Source organism: Pseudactinotalea sp. Z1732 (assembly GCF_049724975.1).
In the GTDB taxonomy this organism is placed as follows: domain Bacteria; phylum Actinomycetota; class Actinomycetes; order Actinomycetales; family Beutenbergiaceae; genus CALKWS01.
On the sequence record NZ_JBMPQC010000003.1, the window covers coordinates 312,247 to 333,240 of the forward strand.

Genomic DNA, 20,994 nt, shown 5'->3' on the forward strand with positions numbered 1-20,994 from the left:
CCTTTACAGACCGGTCGGACCACACCGTCAGCCGTTCCCGGGCTACCTGCCATGCACTCGAAAGGGCACACCATGACCACAGCCGCACCCGCAGAATCCGCAAGCCCGCTCACCCCGGCCGCCCCGCGTGCCGCGGTCGCCGTGCATCAGGGCTTGGCGATGTCCGCGGTCCGGCTGCACGGCGGGGTCCTGGGTGGCTGGCAGGAGCGCAATGCCGCAGCCACGATCCCGCACTGCATCGACCAACTCGAGGAGTCAGGTGTTCTGGACAACTTCCGGCGCGTGCTGGGGAACTCGGAAGCGGACTACCGTGGTTTCGTCTTTGCCGACTCCGACCTGTACAAGGTGATCGAGGCCGTCGGCTGGGAGATCGCCCGCTCCGGCACCACCGAGTTCGACGCCTGGCTTGATGAGGTGATCGCGCTGGTGGCCCGGGTGCAGGAGCCCGATGGGTACGTGATGACGTGGATCCAGGGGGTGCACCCGGGCAAGAGGTTCGCCGAGCTGGAGTGGACCCACGAGATGTACGTGGCCGGGCACCTGATCCAGGCGGCGATCGCCCTGGACCGTGCGGCGGGGCGCACCGACCTGCTGGAGATCGCCCGAGCGTTCGCCGACCTGCTGGAGCGCACCTTCGGACCCGAGGGCACCAACGGGATCTGTGGGCACCCTCAGATCGAGACCGCCCTGATCGAGCTCTACCGCCACACCGGGGAGCGCCGCTATCTGGACCTGGCCACCCGGATGATCAACCTGCGCGGCACCGGCCTACTCAAACGCGGAGGTCTGGGGGCGCGCTATTTCCAGGATCACGAACCGGTGCGCAACGCCACCGACGCCGCCGGCCACGCCGTGCGCCAGCTCTACCTCAATGCCGGGGTCACCGACCTGTATCTGGAGACGGGCGAGCAGGCACTGGCCGAGGCGATGGACGCCCAGTGGCGCAGTACGCATGAGCGCAAGATGTACATCTCCGGTGCCTTCGGTTCCCGGCACCGGGACGAGGCTTTCGGATCCGACTACGAACTGCCGCCCGATCGCGCCTACGCCGAGACCTGCGCCACCATCGCCGACACGCACTGGGCCTGGCGGATGCTGCTCGCCTTCGGCCCGGGTCCCTATGCCGAGACCATCGAGCGGGAGATCCACAACGCGCTGCGCGCCTCGGTCGATGCCTCCGGCACCCGCTTCTTCTACTCCAACCCCCTGCAGATGCGCCCCGATCGCACCACCGAGGTCAACGCTCCGAAGGAACGCACCTCCTGGTATGAGTGCGCGTGCTGCCCGCCGAACATCGCCCGGGTCATCGCCCAACTGTCCGCCTACCTGGCCACCTCCACCGAGGACACACTCTGGCTGCACGTGTACGCCGCGGCTGACATCGATCTGCCCGGCCATCTGGGCTCCGGGGTAGTGCGAGTACGCACCGACTACCCCCGCAGCGGCCGGGTGCAAGTGAGCCTCGACGGCGGGGCCCGTCCGGGTGCCGACCTCGCCCTGCGCATTCCGTCGTGGTCGCGGCGGACCACGTTCGACGGCGAGGAGGTCACCGCCGGCGATGACGGTTACCTGCACCTGCCGCTCGGGGTGGGCGGTGTGTTGGAGTTGGACATGAGCCCGCGCTGGACCGCCGCCCACCCGCGGGTGGACGCAGTGCGGGGCTGCCTGGCAGCCGAGCGCGGGCCGGTGGTCTACTGCCTGGAGCAGGCGGATCTGCCGGAGGGGATCGACGTGGACGACGTGATCGTCGACGCCTCCCACGCTCCGCGGGTCTCCGGTGACGGCGACCTCGCCCCGATGCGCGTGACGGCCAACCATCGGCCGGCCCGGCCGGGCCTGTATCGCCCGGCTTCCGAGTCCGGGGCCGATGGGGATGCGTCGGTGCAGGCCGGCCTCATTCCGTTCGGCCACTGGGGCAACCGCGGCGCCGGTGCAATGCGGGTCTGGCTGCCCGTTGATGCCCCGCCCGAGTCCTCCTGACGAGTACGGTCGTTGGGGACGCAAACAAACCAACCGCATCAACCCGCTGACCGCTGATTCTCTTGCACGTTCGAACACGCCCCGGTGCGGGCACCTACCTGGAGTTCAACTGATGACCAACAACCTGCGCGCCGTGATCAACCTCGACCTGCCCGGTCCGGTGATCAGCCGACACCTGTACGGCCACTTCGCCGAGCACCTTGGCCGGTGCGTCTACGGCGGCTTCTGGGTGGGTGAGGACTCCGAGATCCCGAACGAGCGCGGTATCCGCACCGATGTGGTGCGGGCACTGCGGGAACTACGGATCCCGAACCTGCGTTGGCCCGGGGGATGCTTCGCCGATGAGTACCACTGGCGCGACGGGATCGGCCCGCGCGAGGAGCGGCCCCGCATGGTCAACACCCACTGGGGCAACGTGGAGGAGAACAACCACTTCGGCACCCACGAGTTCATGGACCTGTGCGAGATGCTCGGCGCCGAGCCGTACGTCAACGGCAACGTCGGCTCCGGCACGGTCCAGGAGATGAGCGAGTGGGTGGAGTACCTGACCCGTACCGGGGACTCCCCGGCCGTGGCGGCGCGCAAGGCCAACGGTCGGGAGGAACCCTGGAAGGTCCCGTTCTGGGGGATCGGCAACGAGGCCTGGGGGTGCGGGGGCAACATGCGTGCCCAGGCCTACGCCGACCTGGCCCGCCAGTACGCCACCTACCTGCGCAACCATGACGGGAACGAGTTGTACCGGATCGCCGCCGGTGCCTCCGACGACGACTACGCCTGGACCAGGGCGCTGATGGAGGCGATCAGTTGCTTCGGATGCCAGAAGGAGCCCCGGGGCATCTTCCAGGCGGTCTCCTTCCACTACTACACGATGTCCGGTGAGTGGGCGGACAAGGGCAGCGCCACCGACTTCACCGACGACGAGTACTACCGCACCATGGCGGCCGCGGCCCGGGTGGAGGAACTCATCGCCGGGCACGCCGCGGTCATGGACGTGTACGACCCGAAGAAGAAGGTCGGGCTGGTGCTGGATGAGTGGGGCACCTGGTGGAACGTGGAACCGGGCACCAACCCGGGCTTCCTGTACCAGCAGAACACGCTGCGCGATGCGCTGGTGGCCTCGGTGCACTTCGACGCCTTCCACCGCCACGCAGACCGGCTCACGATGGCCAACATCGCCCAGACCGTCAACGTGCTGCAGGCGATGATCCTCACCGATCCGGACTCCGGCGCGCTGGTGCGTACACCCACCTTCCACGTGTTCGCGATGAATGCCGGCCACCACGACGCCGCCGCGCTGGAGGCACCGTTGCTGGGTGAGGTGCCGGTGCGCGAGGTGGGCGGGAAGGAACTGCCCCTCATTTCCAGTTCCGCCTCCGTCAAGGACGGGGTGGCATTGGTCTCGCTCACGAACCTGGACGCCGGTTCCGACCATGAGGTGACCCTGGACCTGCGCGGGCGGGGCGTTACGTCCGCGAGCGCCCAGGTGCTCAGCGGTGCGGCGCCCCATGCCCACAACACACCCGGGGACGCCGAGCAGGTGGCCCCCCGCGAGCACCCGGTGACCAGCGAGGCACAGCACGTGCGGATCACCCTGCCCCCGCACTCCTACGCCACGGTGCGCCTCGAGTTGGGCTGAGCACCGCCGTCGTCCCGGCGACGCCAGGGCCGCATCGCCTCCGCCCAGCACCGAAAGCGACGGGCATGGGCGGAGACGACGGGCCGGCCACTCGACGATGACGACGGGCGTCGTCCTCGGCGTGCAGCGGCAGGCTTCAACGTTCAGGCGCTGCGGGTTCAGGCGCTGCGGCGCGGGTCGGGAACGCTCCATTCGTGCGTGCCCGATCCCACCTCCCGTTCGGCCTCGCCCGGGAGCGCCACTGTGGCGGAGGTGTTCGGCGGCACCGTGGCGCGCACCGTGAGCATCCCGTCCCGGACGACCCATCCCGCCTCGGCCATCCCGTAGGGCGTCTCCACGCGAGCCGAGGCGTCGTCGATGCCGGCGACGGGAGTCGGGGCGATCCGGATTCGGCGGTAACCCGGAGCCGCCGGGGCCAGACCGGCCAGGCACCGGTAGAGCCAGTCCGCCACCGCTCCGAAGGCGTAGTGGTTGAAGGAGGTCATCTGGCCCGGGTTGATCGTGCCGTCCGGAAGCATGGAGTCCCAGCGTTCCCAGATGGTGGTCGCCCCCATCGTGACGGCATAGAGCCAGGATGGCACCGAAGTCTGCAGCAGCAGCCGCCCAGCCGTGTCAGCGTGCCCGGTCCTCGTCAGGGCGTCGCAGATGATCGGGGTACCCACGAAACCGGTGCGGATAGTATCGCCCGCTTCTGCCACCAACTCGGCCAGCCGATCTCCCATCGCCTGGCGCGCCTCGCCGTCGACCAGCTCGTAGCAGATCGCCATCGAGTAGGCCGTCTGGGTATCCGAGGTCAACCGATGCCCAGGGACTGAGTACTCGGCGAGGAACGCCTGCCGGGCCCGCTCAGCCAGGTCGGCGTAGCGGGATGCCCCGTCGGCGTCACCGAGCAGCTCGGCGGTCTCGGCCACGATCCGGGCCGAGCGGATCAGGTGCGCGCTGGCCACCAGGTCCTTCTCCGTCTTGGCGTCGCCGGGGCTCTCCGGCGGGGCGTCCGGGTCCAGCCAGTCGCCGAACTGGAAGTCGCCCTGCCACAGCAGGTTCTCCCCGGCCCGCTCGGCCATGACGTCCACCCAGGCGCGCATGGAGGGGTACTGCTCGGCCAGTGCGCGCCGGTCGTCGAAGCGCTCGGCCAGCACCGTCGGCACCACCGTGGCCGCATCACCCCAGGCGGCTGCGGGACGCCCGCCATCGGGAAGCACCTGGGGCACCACGAACGGGCACACCCCGCCCAGGCCTCGTTGCTCGGCGGCCACGTCCTTCAGCCAGGCAGCCAGGAACGCACCGGAGTCGAACAACGTGGTGGCGGTGGGGCTGAACACCTGGATGTCCCCGGTCCAACCCAGCCGCTCATCGCGCTGGGGGCAGTCGGTGGGAATGGACAGGAAGTTGCCCCGCATCCCCCACACCACGTTCTCGTGCAGTCGGTTCACCCGCTCATCGGAGCACTCGAACCACCCCGTGCGACGCATATCGCTGTGGACGACGACGGCGGTCAGGGCGCTCGGGTCGAGCTCGCCGGGCCACCCGCTCACCTCGGCGTAGCGGAACCCGTGGAAGGTGAACTGCGGCTCGAAGACGTCGTGGCCGCCGGAGAGCACGAACTCATCAGTCGCCTTGGCATGCCGCAGCGGGCGCACACCCAACTCGCCGTGCTCCAGCACCTCGGCGTGGCGCAGGGAGATGACGTGCCCGGGCTCTCCCTGCACCTGCACCCGTACCCAGCCCACGAGGTTCTGCCCGAAGTCCACCACCGTCTTGCCGGACGGGGTGGTCAGCACCTCCCGGACGGGGAGTTCATCGGTGCGACGCACCGGTTCACTACTCATCGGCTCCGGCACCACCTCGCTCCGGCGCACCGCCACGGCCGGCCAGCCACCGTCGTCGAAGCCGGGCCGGTCCCAGCCCGACAGCTGGCGGCGGGCATCGATGCGCTCGCCGTCGTAGATTCCGCTGTGCACCACCGGGCCCTCGGCTGCGCCGCGCCACTGCGAATCGGTGCTGAGCACCTCCGTGCGGCCGTCCAGGTACTGCAGGTGCAACTGGGCGGCGACGGCCGGCTGGTCACCGTAGAAGGCTCGGCCCTCGCCGTGGAACCCGAACTTCTCGGTGAACCAGCCGCCGGCGAACCTGATGCCGATGGCATTACGTCCGGTGCTGAGCAAGTCGGTGACGTCGGTTGCCTCGTGTTCGATCCGGTACTGGTAACTCGTCCACCCCGGCTTGAGCACGTCCGTGTCGACGTCGCTGCCGTTGACCGAGACCTGGTAGACGCCCTGGGCGGTGGCGTACAGGGTGGCGGACGCGAGATCACCGTTCACCTCGAACTCCCGCCGCACCAGCCCGGGGCACGCCTCACCGACCGGCTCGGCCAGGCCGACGAACTCGGCCCGCCACTCCCCCTCACCCAGGAACACCGCACGCACGGTGACCGGCTCACTCCATGGTGAGAACTCGCCGTCGCCGCCCCGTACCCGCACCTCCACCGCGTGCCGACCGTGGGGCTGCAGGGGCGCGAACGGCCATTCCACGAAGACCGACTCCGCGCCGTCGAGCTCCACCACGTGCTCGGCGTCCAGTCGCACCTCGGCACCGGCCTGGTTCCAGTTCGGCACGTCGGTGCGCACCGTCCAGGACAGGCGCGGGGTCGAGGTGTCGGCGTAGTGGCCGTCCCGGCGGCGTTCGATGCGGACAGATAGAACCTCAATGGACATCGTCGTGATGCTCGCTTCCTTGCTTGCTTGCTGAAGATCCGGAGTGGGGGCGGACGCGCCCGGCGCGCCGCGCTGGGGATAGTGAGTTCAGCCCTTGACCGCCCCCGATGTCATGCCGGCGACGATCTGGCGGTTGAAGAAGATGTACATGACCAGCGGGGGGATCGTGATCAGCAGGGTGTTGGCGAAGAGCAGGTTCCACTGTGTGGCCGCCTGCTGCTGCATCAGGTTGAAGAGCGTCAACTGGACCGTGGCATTGCGCTCGCCCGGCAGGAAGTAGAGGGGGTTGACGAAGTCGTTGAAGACATTGACCGCCTGCACGACGATCACGGTGATCACGGTGGGCTTCATCAACGGCAGGATCACCGTGAAGAACAGCCGTACCGGGCCGGACCCGTCGATCACCGCGGCCTCATCCAACTCTCTCGGGATGGTGCCGACGAACGCCCGGAACAACAGGATGCAGAAGGAGATCCCGAAGGTGGCCTGCACCAGCACCAGCCCCGGCATGGTGCGAAACAGACCCAGCGCCTGCAGCAGCCACACCGTGGGCACCACGGCCGGCGGCACGATCAGACCGGCCAGGACGAAGAAGTTCACCACCGGGTTGATCTTGCTCACCCGCCGCTGCAGCACGTACCCCACCATCGCCGAGACGATCACCATCAGGGTCACTGCGGCGACGGTGATGATCGTGCTGTTGACGAAGGCCCGCAGCACGACGCCGTTGCGCATCGTGAGCACCTCGATCAGGTTCTCCACGAACGCCATCTGCTCCGGCCAGGAGAACTCCAACCGGGAGGCCTCGGCGGGGGTCTTCATCGCCTGCAGGATCACGAACACGAACGGCACCAGGAAGATGATCAACGAGGCGACGATCGCGACGATGCCGCCGGTCCACTTGCGTGCCGACCTCATCGCTCCACCGCCTTGCGGTTGATGATGATCGTGATCGGCACCATGATCGCGGTCACGGTGAGGAACAGGACCACGTTCCCGGCGGTGGAGAGACCGTAGAAGCCGGCCTGGTACTGCTTGTAGATGACTGAGGCGATCACATCGGAGGCGAAGCCCGGGCCACCACCGGTGGTGGCCCAGATGAGATCGAACGTGCGCAGCCCACCGATGAGGGACAGGATGATCACGGTCCCGGTCGCCGGCATCACCAGCGACAACGTGATCCGTCGGAACTGCTGCCAGGCGCCCGCCCCATCAATCTGGGCTGCCTCGTAGTACTCCCGCGGGATGGCTACCAGGCCGGCGATGTAGATCAGGGTCGCGATGCCCAGACCCTTCCAGATGTCCACTCCGGCAATGGTCAGCAGCGCGATGTTCGGGTCGGTGAACCAACCCGGGCCGTCGATCCCCACGGCCGCCAGGATGGAGTTGACCATGCCGTCGAAGGGATCCAGTAGTGCGGTGAACATCACGCCCACCCCGATGGTGGACACCAGCACCGGGAAGAACACCACCGAGCGCAGGTAGCCCCGGGCCAAGATGTTCGAGACCAGGAGCACCCCGAGGGCCAGTCCGATCACCACCTTCGCACCCGAGGTGGTGACCCCGAAGATGAAGGTGTTGATGAACCCTTGGCGCAACTGGGGCTCGGTGAAGAACCGCACGTAGTTCTCCATCCCGATGAACTCCGAGCTGAACAGTGTCCAGCGGGTCAGGCTGAAGTAGAAGGAGGCGAAGGTCGGGATGGCGAAGAAGACGACGTACAGCAGCCCTGCGGGCAGGTAGAACCACATCGGATAGGCGTGGCGCCACACACCCGATGACCGGCCCCGGCCGGCCTCCCCGGCCGGCCTCGGCACGCGCCCCCTGGTCCAGGAGCGTCGCGTCTCGGCCGCCGGGGTGCCCGGGCGGGTCCCCGCAGTACTCACCAGCCGTCGAGGCCGAGCTGGCGGGCTTGGTTCACCACGTCGTCGTCGTAGTAGGCCGCCGCGTCCTCAGCCGAACGGATGCCGGAGCCGACCTCGACCATGATGTGCTCCAGGTTCGGGCCCTTCACCGGGGACAGGAATTCCAGCGCCGGTGCCGTACGGCCCTCATCGACGTACTGCTCCAGGTCGGTCAGGATCGGCGCGGCATCCGAGGGCAGGTCACAGGTGCCCGGGAAGGGCCCGGCGATCGAGAGGTACTCCGCCTTGAGTTCACACCCTGTGTCGGAGGTGATGAAGGCCACGAAGTCCTTGGCCGCTTCCAGTTCGGCGCCCTCGGTGGTCTGCGGGATGTAGATGCCGGCGGCCTGCCAGATGGTGGCCTGGGTGTGCTCGGCCTCCTGCGCCGGGATCGCGAAGAAGCCGATGTCCTCCAGTGCCTCGGGGTTGTCCTGGCGCACGTGCGTGATCAGGTTGGACAGCATCGGGTAGTGCACCCCGTCGCGCTCGGCGAGCATCCGGGCGCCGTCGGCATCGGTGGCCGAGGGGAAGTTCTCGTTGAAGTAGCCGGCCTCGTAGACCTCCTCGTGGTTCCGGAAGGCCTGCACGGCGGGCTCATCGGCGTACTTGCGGTTGTTCGCCGTGTACTCCTCCGCCCAGTCCGGGTCCATCGAGTCCACGTTCGCGAAGTCGGCGAGGACGAAGAGCTGGGAGGTGTAGGTCGAGCCGTAGGTCTGGATCACCGGGGTCATCCCCGCCTCGGCGATCACCTCGTTGTTCTCCATGAACTCATCCCAGGTCTGGGGGACCTCGAGGCCGAGTTCGTCGTAGACGGCGCGGTTATAGATGATGCCGCCCCCGAAGGTGGCGCCCCAGGCGTTGCCGTAGGTGCCGTTCTCGGTGCTGACGGTGTTGACGAACTCCTCGTCCAACTCCGCCACCCACGGCTGATCGCTCAGGTCCACGAGCATCTGATCGGGATTGAGCGCCTGGAAGAGCGACCCGCTGTTGTAGATGAACACGTCCGCCATCTCCTCGGTGGAGAGTCGCGTCTTGACGATGTTGTCGCCGTCGCCACCCCCGGGACGGGAGTCGACCGAGATGGTGACATCTGGGTTGTCGGCGGTGAAGGCCTCGACCAGCGCATCGGCCAGCGCGATGGTGTGGGGCTGGTTGTCGACCAGGAAGTCGATCTCCACCGGCCCGTCTCCTGCTGCGCTGCCCGAACATGCGGCCAGAACCAGGCCGGCCGAAAGACCGGCGCTGAGTGCGATGAGAGTTCTCTTGTTGTTCTGCAACGTTGCAGTCATTGGACTTCCTTTCGCGGATCCCCGTCATCGGGGGTGTTCACACGCTAGGTTGAATCCATTCAGGCTGGCAAGAGGTGACCCAGGTCACGATTCGCCCGAAATCGTTTTCGTTGCTGAATCGTTACAACTAGCCTGGGTCGGGCGCCCGGCCGACGCTGGTCAGGCCGCCGGCCCGTGCCCTGCGTCGAGCCGGTGCCCGATCAGGGCCAGATTCTGGATCGCCGCGAGGCTGGACTGCGCCGCGTCATTGGTGGAGATGAACACCTCGCTGACCTCCGTGAGCACCTCCGGCGGGCTGATCGTGCGCACCGGCCCCAGGTCCATCGGGGTGTGCTCACCACCGGAGCGGTACGCCGCCCAGGCCCGGTCGGCCATGGTCTCATCACCGAGCCGGTGCGCCGCGTAGGCGAGCAGCCGGGAGTGCCACTGCGGGAAGTTGTTACCGCTCAGCTCCGTCCCCACCTCGGCCACCTGCTCGCCAGGGTCGGCCAGGTAGAGCCGGCAGTACTGCAGCCAGGCCTGCTCGAACCCGGGCACCTCCACCAGGTCGATCAACTCCGAGCAGATCTCCACCAACCCGAAGATCGCCGAGAGGTGCGAGACCGCCACCTCACGCGCCGGGCCGGTGAAGCGCCCGGTGTCCAGGTCGTAGAAGGCTTCCCCGTGCAGGAACCCGTTCGGGAGGGCCCCGATGTCGGCCATCGTGCCCAGGAGCCGGTCCCTGGCGGCGACATCTCCGGCGATCTCCCAGTTCGCCAACCACGTCGCGGCCAGGGCGCCCCAGTCGGTGCCCAGTCCCACCCGTAGCCGGTTCCGGTCCAGCGGTGCGGCGTCGTCGTCGCCGTGCAGTTTCCGGGTCGGTTCCAGCACGGCCAGGGCCGCGTCGCTGTCGGCCTTGTCCAGCAGCAGGTCGCGCGAGTGCTCATCGGCGGTGAGGAAGTAGTGCGGACGGCGAAAGGCCGGGGACCCGATGCGCACCTGCTTGGCGCTGCAGCCCCAGTGCTGCACGTTGTGCCGGGTGCCCAGGCCGCGGTGCTCGCCGCAGTGGTACACGTCCACGTCCCCGGTGTGCCGGGCCATCGCCTCTGCCATCCGGAACACATCGGCCCGGCCGGTGCGCAGGAACATCGACCACAGCCACAGGTCGGTGGCCAGTTCGGAGTTGTCCCAGGCGTAGCCGCCCACGTCGTACTTCCAGGTGTGCCGGTCGAAGTCGTAGGAGTGCATGACGTCGCCGTAGTTCCAGAACCCGTACCAGGACCGCTCCTCGGCCTGGGTCAGGTAGAAGTCCACGATCGCGGTGAGCCGCTCCTCCAACTCCGCGCGGGCAGGGCTGGAGTGGTCCGCAACGTCCCAGTCCCCGAACACCCCGGCCCGGGCCAGCGCCTGCGGGGTGGGCACCAGCCGGGGGCGCTGCCCGGCGTGGGCCGCGTCGGCGGTCAGCGTCGTCAGGTCCGGGGTGGCGGGGTAGGCGACGACGTCCAACTCGTGGGTGCGGGCGATCCCGTGGGCGCTGCCCAGGCCGGGCTCGTAGTCCTCGTAGGTGATCTCCAGCGCCTCGAGTTGTTGGGGGTAGGTCTCCTGACCGAGGCCGTCGTGGTAGAAGCGCAGGTCCATCGGGTCCGCGTCCGGGGACCACAGCCACACGGTCACCTCACCGGAGTCGGTGTCGGCGCCGCGCAGGTCGATGCCGGTGGGGTGGGACTGCCAGAAGTCGGTCAATCCCACACCGAGGCCACCATCGATATCACCCAGGTAGGCGAACCCGGCGGCGCGATCCCCGTGGGCCACGTCGATCCAGGGCCGGTCGGCGGCGGTGCGCTTGGCGATCGAGTACCCCTGCGGGCCGAGTTGCCGCAGGGTGTAGTCCGGCCAGCGCGGCACCCACGTGAGCAGGTCCCCCACGTCGCGTTGCCACTCTTGCGGGTCCGGCGTGGGCCGGCCCTGCACCTGCGCCCGGCGGACCTGTTCACCGGGGTCGCGGCGCAGCCCGGTCAGGCCCTGGACCGCCTCGCGAAGCACCCCCTGCTGCGCCCCGACGAAGCGGACGTGCCGGTCGTGGCACGCGGCCCGCAACGGCACCGCGAAGCGAACCCCGAGGGCGGCGAGGAAGTCCTGCCCCGGATCGCCGTCATAGGTGAAGGTATGCACCATCCGGAAGGTGCGCGCCCCGGCGGTGAAGTACAGCCGCACCGTGAACGGCAGCCAGGCACGGCGCTGCTCCCCGGGCCCGGCCTCATCCCGGACCTGGTCCCGGTGGCGTCCGCGTAGCGTCAGGACCGCACGGACCGGCCCGTCCTGTTCCACCTCGACCTCGGTGTGGTGCCCGACGGCGTCGGTCCGGTCGCGGTGGGCAGGTTCGGGGTGGTCCTGGCGTGCTGAGACCAGGTGCGCACCGGTGGCGACCAGGCGCTCGTCCACGTGCACCGCGCCGACCAGCGCGGCCCCCGAGCGGGGCACCACCACCCGCAACGGGCCGGTGTGCACCACGATTTCGTCGGCGCCCGGCTCGATGCGCACCGTGGCGCGTTCAGCAGCCGGATCCGGACTCGCCGGGGCAGGGCCGGCGGCGCCTCCCTGCTCCCCCGCGGTGACCACCCGGTAGGCCGCGGCCGGTGCCGCGGTACTGCCCAGTGCGATGCCCGCCCACTTGACCGACCCGTCCGGCCACGTGGCAAGGGGCCACGTCTGCGCCGGGACCGGTGCACCGTCGTCGTCGATCACCGCGAGCCCCTCCGGGGCCGGCACCGCCCCCCGTGGCAGTGGCACACCCAGGGTCGCGCCCGCCGGCAACCTGGCCGGTGCCGCATCGTCGAGCCAACGCAACGGTACGTCCACGTGCTGGATGGTCATGGACTCACTCCCCATTTCCCGATCGGTTCATGCTGGTCATCCAGGCCCTGCAGGGCACGTAGATGCTGGGCCACGTACCCGGCCACCGCACGTGCACCGGCGAGGCCGAAGTGTGTGGTGTCGCGTTCGCCGCCCTCGGGCACCGCGTGCGGGAACAGGTCGGCACAGCCCTGCTCTCCCAGCCACGTGTACAGCCACCGGGTGAATGCGGTCAGGTCGATCACGGGGGCGTTCAGCTGGTCGCCCAGAGTTCGCACCGCGGCGGGGTAGCCGCCGTGAGAGACGCGCAGGTCGCGGTCGTCGTCGAACAGGCACCGCTCGGCGCTGGTGACCAGCACCGGTCGACCGCCGGCGGCGCGGACCTGCTCGACGAACCGAGCCAGGTTGTTCCGGTAGCCGCCCGCCGCGGCCAGTTCGGTCTCCTTCTGGTCGTTGTGCCCGAACTGGATCACCACGAGATCACCGGGCTTGATCGCCGCGAGGGTGTCCGCCCAGCGCCCTTCTGCTTCGAAGGAGGCGGTGGTGGCCCCGCCGACGGCGCGGTTGTGCACCGGCTGGGTCATGAATTCGTGCAGCACGCCGCCCCAACCGATCACACCCGTACCGTCCAGGGGCCCCGGGGCCACGGTGGAGTCCCCGGCCAGGTGAATCGAGTTCACCCCTTCACGCTGCCGATCAGAATGCCCTTGGCGAAGTGCTTCTGCAGGAACGGGTAGGCCAGCAGCACCGGAATGGTGGCCACGATGATGACGGCGAACTTGATGCCCTCGACCGGGGGCGGCACGTCGGTGGCCAGGTCGTCAGCGGTCAGCGAGGCCGCGGCGGTCACCTGGCGCAGCACCATCTGCAGGGTCCACATCGACTGGTCGGAGAGGTAGAGCAACGGGGACATGTAGTCGTTCCAGATCCCCACGGCGTAGAACAGCCCGAAGGTGGCCAGCACCGGTTTGGATAGCGGTGCGATCACGCTGCGCAGGATTCGCAGTTCGTTGGCGCCGTCGATCTTGGCCGACTCCTCCAACTCATCGGGCAACTGTTGGAAGAAGTTCTTGATGATGATCAGGCTGAAGGGGTTGATCGCCATCGGCAGGATCAGTGCCCAGTAGGTGTTCAACATGCCCAGGTCCCGCACCACGAGGAAGGTGGGGATCATGCCGGCGCTGAAGACCATGGTGAAGACCACCAGCGACAAGATGGTGCGCCGGCCCGGAAGGTCCACCTTCGACAGCGGGTAGGCCATCAGCGCGGTCAGGACCAGCTGGATCAGCGTGCCCACCCCGGTGACCACCACGGTGGTGATGAAGGAGCGCACGAACGCCCGCGAACCCAGGATCGACTCGTACGAGGTGGTGATGAACTCGCTCGGCCACAAGAAGAAGGGCCGGGTGGTGATCTCGTACTCGGTGGCGAAGGACCCGGCCAGCACGTACAGGAACGGCAGGATCGCGACCGACCCCACGACGAGCAGGAAGGCGCCGTTGAAAACGTCGAAGACCTTCCCGGCCCGGGTGTTGAACCGGTACCGCTGTTTGTTGGCGCGTGGGCGCTGCGGCACCGCCGGCGAGGTGTCGTGCTCTGCGGGCAGCGTGACGGGGGTGGAGTGCAGTGCCATCAGAAGATCCCCTGCTGGTTGAACCGTTTGGCCAGCCAGTTGGTCCCGAACACCAGGATCAACCCGACGATCGCCTTGGCCAGACCCACGGCGGTGGCGTAGGAGTAGGCGCCCTGTTGGATGCCCACGAAGTACACGTAGGTGTCGAACACGTCGGCGACGGAGCGGTTGAGGGCGTTGGACATCAGGTAGATCTGCTCGAACCCGGTGTTGAGGATCTGCCCGCTCTGCAGGATCAGCAGCACGATGATGGTGGGCTGGATCGAGGGGATGGTGATGTTCCACATCCGTTGCCAGCGGCCGGCGCCGTCGATGATCGCAGCCTCGTACTGCTCCTGGTCCACCCCGGCCAGGGCGGCGAGGAAGATGATGGTGCCCCATCCGGTGTTCTTCCAGATCTCCTGCAGCAGGATCAGGGGCCGGAACCAGAACGGATCGGCAAGGTAGTTCGTGGTGCCACCCAGTGCCGAGTCCAGCAAGGCCGACAACGGGCCGGTGCCCATGGTGAACAGCAGCCCGGTCAGGGAGACCACCACCGTCCAGGACAGGAAGTGGGGGATGTAGACCAGCGTCTGGACGGTGCGCTTGAGGATCTGCAGCCGCATCTCGTTCAGCAGCAACGCCAGCACGATCGTCAGTGGGAAGGCGATGAACAGGCTCATCGCCGCGATGATGAGGGTGTTCGCCAGAATTCGGGGGAAATCGGGATTGGTGAAGAACACCTCGAAGTGCTGCCAGCCCACCCAGGGGCTGTCCTCGATGCCCAGGAACGGCACGTAGTTGCGGAACGCGATCTGGGCTCCGTACATCGGCCAGAACCGGAAGACCAGGAAATAGATGATGCCGGGCAGCATCAACAGGAACAGCCACCGGTAGCGCACCATCGTGGTGCCCAGGCCGCGTCGGCGCCGGGCCGGCGCGGGGCCGGGGGCGATCGCCACGGGTGGCGTCTGGGTTGCAACCCTCACCGCGGGTCCTTTCGTGGGTGGTCTGCCTGGTGGGGGCGGGACTGCGCCAGCGCCCGCCCCCACCAGCGGAGATCAGCCTGCTTGGGAGTAGAGTTCGTTCACCTCGGCGTCCACCTGTTCACCGCCGCTGGAGCGCCAGCGCTCCACCGCCTCGTCCATCCCGGATTCGTCGATCTGCCCGGCCAGGTACTGGATCCGGGCGTCGGCGATCAGGGTGTCGAGCTGGGTGGCGTTGGTGACGTAGGTCTCCGAGATCAGCCCGAGGGCGGGGTTGAACACCGCATCTTGCAGGTCTTCCTCCTGGAGTTCCTGACGCAGTTCGAAGATCTCCACGTCATAGTCGGTCTGGGGCAGCGGGGTGTAGAAGTGCTGCCCGGCCACGTTGGTGCCCAGTTGCGCCCAGGCGCCGGTGACGAAGTCGGTGAACTCCTGCATGTCGGGGTCGGTCACCGCGTACCCGTCCTCGACCTCGAAGTTGTGGCCTTCGATCCCGTTGTTCAGCAGGACCTGCGCCTCCGGGCTGTTCAGGTCATTCAGGACCTGCAGCACGGCGAGGAGCTCTTCCTCGGTCTCGATCGAGGAGCGCGGCACGGCCAGGAACCCGGCGTAGCCGGCGGTGGGCAGGGAGAACTTGCCGTTCGGGCCCTCCACCTGTCCGACCAGACGAACGTAGGAGTCGAAGTCGTCCGGGTCGTTCTGGCGGTACAGGTTGATCAACTCGGCCGCACGGGACTGCACGTCGATGATGATGCCGCCATCGCCGTTCATGAACCGCTGGTTCCAGTCCTCCGGCGGCATGGTGGCGAAGTCGGGGTTGACGTAGCCGGAGTCGATCAGGTCGCGCTGGAAGCGCAGCGAGTCGCGCCACTCGTCGGTGGTCCAGGTGGCGGTCAGTTCCCCGCCGTCATCGCGCCACACGTTGCCAGCTCCGTGCCAGACGTCGATCGCATCCCAGGGGCTGCCGGTGCCCACTGCCGCGGGCCACTCCGGAACGATCAGGCCATAAGTGTCGTCCTGACCGTTGCCGTCGGGGTCGTCCTCGGTGAAGGCCCGGGCGATCTCGGCGAGGTCGTCGAGGGTCTCGGGGTCCTCCAGACCGAGGTTCTCCATCCAGTCCGCCCGCAGGATGATCGAGTGGCGGATCACGTCCCGGGCACGGTAGACGCCGAAGATCTGTCCGTTCACCCCGGAGGCCTCTTGCACCTCGGGGTTCTCGGTGACCAGGTTGGGGAAGTCCCCGGAGGCCAGGTAGTCGGTCAGATCCCAGAAGCCGCCGGCCTCAGCGGTCTGGATGAAGCCCTGGCTCTTGTCCTGGATGACCATCACATCGGGGATGTCATCGCTGGCCAGCACCACGTTGGTCTGGTCGCCGTAGTTGGAGTTGGGCACCCAGCGCATGTTCAGGTCCACGCCGGTCAGGTCGGTCAGGGCTTCCTCGATCTCGCCCCCGGGCTCGGGCGCGGTCGGGGAGAAGAAGGGAGCCATGATGGTCACCGAGTCGAGCGAGGCCGCCTCGCCACTGCCGCCGGCCTCCCCGTTCTCACCGCCTCCATTGCCGTTGCCGTTGCCGTTGCCGTTGCCACCGCCGCAGGCGGCCAGCACCAGTGCACCGGCCACCGCAGTGGCCACTGCTGTTGTGTGTCGATAACGCATGGATTTCCTTTCTCGTCGACGCCGTCGATGACGTCTGGGGTGTGTCAGATCGTGGGTGTCGCTGCCGGCGTGCGCGCAGGGTTCTGCGCGGCAGGGTCCGCCGGGTGGTGCTGATGGGTGTTTCGAGCCGAGATGCCCGTGGCGACGGGATCGGGAGTGCCGGCGGGCTGGGCCGCCAGGCCGCGGTCGTTGGCTGCGAAGAAGGACAGGCACAGCGCGGTGCACAGATACAGCGCCACCCCGACGGACAGCACCGGGAGCAGGCCCGGGACCAGGTAGGTGCCCACGCCGATCAGGGCGAGCGTGGCCGCCAGCAGCAACGGCGCCCCGGGAAAGCGCACCAGGAACTGCCCGGCCAGGCGCAGACAGTCCCGGCGCCGCACCTCGTAGTGGGCATCCATCGTCACCACCAGCACCTGGTAAACGAGGGTCAGGGCGGCGGCACCCGCGATGACGATCGTCAACGGACCGCTGCTGCGACCCAGGGTGACCTGGTTCACCGCGAGCAGGACCAGCACCAGGTGCGCAGGTGCCTGCAACAGGTTGGCGTGGCCGAACTGGGTACGCCAGTGCCGCACGAAGGTGCGCACCCAGGGGTGCACCTCCCCGCGAAGCCGCGCACGGGCGCAGGTGACCGCCGCGGTCAGCGCCGGGGCCAGTCCGAACAGCACGCCACCGGCCAGGGTCATCACGAGCACCAGCAGGTTCAGGAGCGCGGTGAACAGGACCGCGTCGGCAAACTCCCACGCACGGCCCACGCCGAAGGCGCGGTCTGCCTTCGCCTGCGTGGGACTCACCATTGGAAACACCTCTTCGTGACACGTCTGCCGAGCGCGGGCCGGGGCCGACTGGCGATTCGAACCTGGGACTCGGTCGGGCACTCTCCCGCCGAGCGACGACCCTGCCGCTGGACAGCGTTTACCGTTGTGAGCGAGAACATAGCAATAAAACGATTCAACGGTCAAAGGTTCCAGGATCACGATCCGGACTCGATCCGTCGCACCAGCCCCGCACGTCACACATGACGCACCTGTTCGGCTCCATCAGGCCGCACGCGGGTAGCCGCTCCCGCACCCCGTGCGCCGCAACCATCCAATTGCGCGCGTACAGCGCCAACCCGGCACCCCCGTCCGCCACAACCATCCAATTGGGCTGCTCGGGCGCGGGTGCGCGCCGCAACCTCGGGCGCGGGTCCGAGCCGCTGCGCGGGCGCGCGCCCGCGGCCGCGGTCCCGACCGGACCAGCGCGGACCCGTGGCGTGGGGCTTACCGGCGCGCCGGACCGGTGCTGGCCCGTGGCACCAGCGTCGGAGGTACCTGCTCGGTGTTCACCGGAACCCCCACGATCAGGTCGATCAGCGCCTCCAGCGCACGCCTGCCCAGCACGGTGAAATCCTGCTGCACCGTGGTCAGCGGCGGGAAGTAGTGATCGGACCCGGTCACGTCGTCGAAGCCGACTACCGAGACCTGTCCGGGCACGTGCACGCCGGCCTCGGCGAAGGCCCGCAACAGCCCCAGCGCCATGTGGTCGTTCGAGGCAAAGATCGCGGTGGGCAGGTCCTTGAGCAACGCCTGCCCGATCGCATACCCCGACGCGGCGGTCCAGTCCCCCTGCCGGTCGGCGCGGGCGCGGATCCCGGCCTCGGCCAACTTCGCGTGCCAGCCGCGGGCACGCGCCCGGGCGTCGAACCAATCGACCGGCCCGGCCACGTGCACCACGTCACGGTGGCCCAACTCGATCAGGTGCTCGGCCACCATCCGTGCCCCCGCGCCCTGGTCCACGCTGAGGGCGTGCTGGCCGGGCTCCCACTTCGGGGTGGCCGCGATCATCAGCACCGGCAGGTCGGCAGAGGCGTTGCGGGCGGCCGCCGCGATCTCCTCGGTCGGGGCGATCACCACCGCGCCCTCCACGGCCTGGTCCAGGAACCGGTCGAAGATGGAGGTGACCATGTCCGGCGTCGGATGTACGGCGGTGGCCACGGCCACGAAGTACCCGGCCTCCCGCGCTGCGCGCTCCACCACGGCCAGGGTTCGGGAGGGGCCGTAGTGCTCCGATCCGGTGGTCACGATCCCGAGTGTTCCCGAACGCTGGGTCACCAGCGCCCGCGCCGCGCTGTTGCGCCGGTAGCCCAACTCCTCGATCGCCTGCACCACCTTGACGCGGGTGCTCTCGCGCACGTTCGGATGCTCGTTCAGCACCCGCGAAACGGTCTGGTGCGACACCCCGGCCAGACGTGCGACGTCCAGCATCCCCGGCCGGGTCCGCCCGCCTGCCACCATCGCCTACTCCCGCCACGTCGCACGCATCAGGACACAGATTCTACGGCTCGGCACCCGGCGGGCAGCGCACTCCCGCGCCGCGCCGGGATGGCTCGGCAGGCACACGCCCGCCCCGCGGCCTACCGTGGCCGGGACCAGCGCAGGTGCGTGGCGCAGCAGAATCGGGCCGACCGCACCGGTGCGGTCAGCGCGAAAGGAGCCAAGCCATGACGACGACGGACATCACCCTGTCCCTGCCCGGCCCCGAGGGCAACTGGAAACCGCTCACACTGCGCGAACCCACTCACTGGCCCACCCCCACCGGGCCCCTGACCGCCCGGTCCGCCTACGCCGCCGTCCCGGTCGCACCCCGCCACGACGCCGACAACGTTCCCGGCGCACCGGCCCTGATCGACTGGGATGCCACCCTCGGCATGCGCCAGCGGATCTGGGACGCCGGGCTCGGCGTGGCCGAGGCGATGGATACCGCGCAGCGGGGAACGGGGCTGGACTGGGACGGCGCCGCCGAACTCATCGAACGCTCCGCCGCCCACGCTCGGGCCGCCGGCGGGACGATTGCTGCCGGGGCCAACACCGACCACCTACCCGCCGATGCCACACCCACCCTGACCGAGGTGATCGATGCCTACCGCCACCAGGTCGAGGTGATCCAGCACGCCGGTGCCCGGGTGATCGTGATGGCCTCACGTCACCTGGCCGTTGTCGCCACCCACCCCCACGAGTACGCCCGGGTGTACGAGTCGGTGCTGGCCGATGTGGACCAACCGGCGGTCTTGCACTGGCTCGGGCCGATGTTCGATCCGGATCTGACCGGCTACTGGGGCAGCGAGGACCTGGACGAGGCACACCGGACCGTCGCCGACCTCATCGCCAGGGGCGCAGACCGGATCGAGGGCATCAAGGTCTCGCTGCTGGAGGCACGGCGCGAGATGGACCTGCGCGCCGAACTGGCGCGCCGGGCCCCTGGGGTGCGCCTGTACACCGGGGACGACCTGAACTACCCGGAGCTGATCCTCGGCGACGGGCGGCACCACTCCGATGCCCTGCTCGGGGTGTTCGCGGTGATCTATCCGGCCGCCTCCGCGGCCCTGCAGGCCTTGCAAGCGGCCGACGACGACGGGGCTCGCCGGATCCTTGAGGACACCGTCGCCCTGGGCCGGCACATCTTCGCCGCTCCGACCCAGTCCTATAAGGCGGGGGTGGCGTTCTGGTCCTGGTTGAACGGGCACCAGCCGGGCTTTCAGATGCTGGACGGCATGCACTCGGCCCGCTCGGCAGCCCACCTGATCGAGGTGTTCCGTCTCGCGGACCGGGCCGGCCTGTTGCTGGACCCACCGGTAGCGGCTGCAAGGATGGCAGCGTTCCTGCAGGTGGCCGGTTACCGGCCGTGAGCAACGGAAGTGCCCGCATGCCCAGTACCTACCGCAACCGGCTGGCCTCGGCCGCAGACCTCGACCGTTTCGTCCTCGAGGGAGACGGCGCACTGTCCTTCCCCAGGGGCCGGTTACGCCTGGAGTCCCTACGCGATCCCGGCGAGGGTCAGGACGCCAACATCGTGTTGTGGTGCCCGCAGCCCTTCGGTGCCGAGGTGGAGATCTCCTTCGACTTCTACCCGCTGGCCGATGAGGGCCTGTGCATCCTGTTCTTCCACGCCACCGGTCACGGCGGTCGCAGCGTGCTGGACCCCGCCCTGGCGCCACGCACCGGCCCGTACGAGCAGTACCACCACGGGGATCTGGACGCCTACCACGTGTCCTACTTCCGGCGGAAGTGGGACAGCGAGCGGCGCTTCCACACCGCCAACCTGCGCAAGTCCCACGGCTTCCACCTGGTGGCTCAGGGCGCCGATCCGCTCCCCCCGCTGGCCGACGCCGATCCGCCGTACCGGATCTCGGTCCGCACCCGACGTGACCGGGTCCGCTTAGCGATCGACGATCTGCCGATCTTCGACTGGCACGACGACGGCGGCACCGGGGGCGACCCGTTGCGCGGGGGGCACCTGGGTTTCCGGCAGATGGCCCCGATGATCGCCGAGTACGCCGACCTGACGGTCCGGCCGCTCTGAGCACCCCCGCCCAGGGGCCGGCTCGGCCCGGGCCCGGCTCC

Annotated in this window: 15 protein-coding genes; 4 read left to right on the plus strand and 11 right to left on the minus strand. The window is 68.7% G+C overall.

Annotated features, from left to right (window positions below):
- The first annotated feature begins 72 nt into the window (after positions 1-72).
- Both ACPL7H_RS08715 and ACPL7H_RS08720 read left to right on the plus strand, forming a co-directional pair.
- On the plus strand, positions 73-1,980 hold the full coding sequence (locus ACPL7H_RS08715; protein ID WP_424796560.1) for a glycoside hydrolase family 127 protein: 1,908 nt from the start codon (positions 73-75) through the stop codon (positions 1,978-1,980).
- A 112-nt stretch (positions 1,981-2,092) separates the two neighbouring features.
- On the plus strand, positions 2,093-3,616 hold the full coding sequence (locus ACPL7H_RS08720) for an alpha-N-arabinofuranosidase (protein WP_424796561.1): 1,524 nt from the start codon (positions 2,093-2,095) through the stop codon (positions 3,614-3,616).
- A 158-nt stretch (positions 3,617-3,774) separates the two neighbouring features.
- Here the strand turns inward: ACPL7H_RS08720 and ACPL7H_RS08725 are convergent, their stop codons facing one another.
- The 11 genes from ACPL7H_RS08725 to ACPL7H_RS08775 all read right to left on the minus strand — a co-directional run bounded on the left by ACPL7H_RS08725 (position 3,775) and on the right by ACPL7H_RS08775 (position 18,888).
- Complete coding sequence (locus tag ACPL7H_RS08725; RefSeq protein WP_424796562.1) at positions 3,775-6,330, minus strand: family 78 glycoside hydrolase catalytic domain; 2,556 nt, start codon at positions 6,328-6,330, stop codon at positions 3,775-3,777.
- Between the two features lie 87 nt (positions 6,331-6,417).
- Complete coding sequence (locus tag ACPL7H_RS08730) at positions 6,418-7,248, minus strand: carbohydrate ABC transporter permease (RefSeq protein ID WP_424786416.1); 831 nt, start codon at positions 7,246-7,248, stop codon at positions 6,418-6,420.
- The gene (locus tag ACPL7H_RS08735) at positions 7,245-8,081 is read right to left on the minus strand and encodes a carbohydrate ABC transporter permease (RefSeq protein WP_424786417.1); all 837 of its coding nucleotides are present in this window, start codon (positions 8,079-8,081) and stop codon (positions 7,245-7,247) included. Before ACPL7H_RS08735 ends, ACPL7H_RS08730 begins: the two co-directional genes overlap by 4 nt.
- A 131-nt stretch (positions 8,082-8,212) precedes the next feature.
- Positions 8,213-9,523, minus strand: coding sequence for an ABC transporter substrate-binding protein (locus tag ACPL7H_RS08740; RefSeq protein ID WP_424796563.1), 1,311 nt, complete (start codon positions 9,521-9,523; stop codon positions 8,213-8,215).
- A gap of 159 nt (positions 9,524-9,682) precedes the next feature.
- Positions 9,683-12,376 (minus strand): Tat pathway signal sequence domain protein, encoded by a 2,694-nt coding sequence (locus ACPL7H_RS08745; RefSeq protein ID WP_424796564.1) that lies wholly within the window; start codon positions 12,374-12,376, stop codon positions 9,683-9,685.
- The gene (locus ACPL7H_RS08750; protein ID WP_424796565.1) at positions 12,373-13,035 is read right to left on the minus strand and encodes a rhamnogalacturonan acetylesterase; all 663 of its coding nucleotides are present in this window, start codon (positions 13,033-13,035) and stop codon (positions 12,373-12,375) included. Before ACPL7H_RS08750 ends, ACPL7H_RS08745 begins: the two co-directional genes overlap by 4 nt.
- Entirely contained in the window at positions 13,032-13,988 is a 957-nt protein-coding gene (locus tag ACPL7H_RS08755) for a carbohydrate ABC transporter permease (protein WP_424796566.1), read from the minus strand. Before ACPL7H_RS08755 ends, ACPL7H_RS08750 begins: the two co-directional genes overlap by 4 nt.
- The gene (locus tag ACPL7H_RS08760) at positions 13,988-14,956 is read right to left on the minus strand and encodes an ABC transporter permease (RefSeq protein ID WP_424796567.1); all 969 of its coding nucleotides are present in this window, start codon (positions 14,954-14,956) and stop codon (positions 13,988-13,990) included. Before ACPL7H_RS08760 ends, ACPL7H_RS08755 begins: the two co-directional genes overlap by 1 nt.
- 72 nt (positions 14,957-15,028) lie before the next feature.
- Entirely contained in the window at positions 15,029-16,609 is a 1,581-nt protein-coding gene (locus ACPL7H_RS08765; protein WP_424796568.1) for an extracellular solute-binding protein, read from the minus strand.
- A gap of 44 nt (positions 16,610-16,653) precedes the next feature.
- Positions 16,654-17,409, minus strand: coding sequence for a YesL family protein (locus tag ACPL7H_RS08770; protein ID WP_424796569.1), 756 nt, complete (start codon positions 17,407-17,409; stop codon positions 16,654-16,656).
- 465 nt (positions 17,410-17,874) lie between these two features.
- Positions 17,875-18,888 carry a LacI family DNA-binding transcriptional regulator gene (locus ACPL7H_RS08775; protein ID WP_424796570.1) on the minus strand — a complete coding sequence of 338 codons (1,014 nt, stop codon included), beginning with the start codon at positions 18,886-18,888 and terminating at the stop codon, positions 17,875-17,877.
- A gap of 206 nt (positions 18,889-19,094) precedes the next feature.
- Here ACPL7H_RS08775 and ACPL7H_RS08780 point away from each other — a divergent pair, with 206 nt between their 5' ends.
- Positions 19,095-20,279, plus strand: a complete 1,185-nt coding sequence (locus ACPL7H_RS08780) for a DUF993 family protein (protein WP_424796571.1) — start codon at positions 19,095-19,097, stop codon at positions 20,277-20,279.
- Between the two features lie 17 nt (positions 20,280-20,296).
- Positions 20,297-20,953 carry a DUF1961 family protein gene (locus ACPL7H_RS08785; protein ID WP_424796572.1) on the plus strand — a complete coding sequence of 219 codons (657 nt, stop codon included), beginning with the start codon at positions 20,297-20,299 and terminating at the stop codon, positions 20,951-20,953.
- Positions 20,954-20,994: the final 41 nt, after the last annotated feature.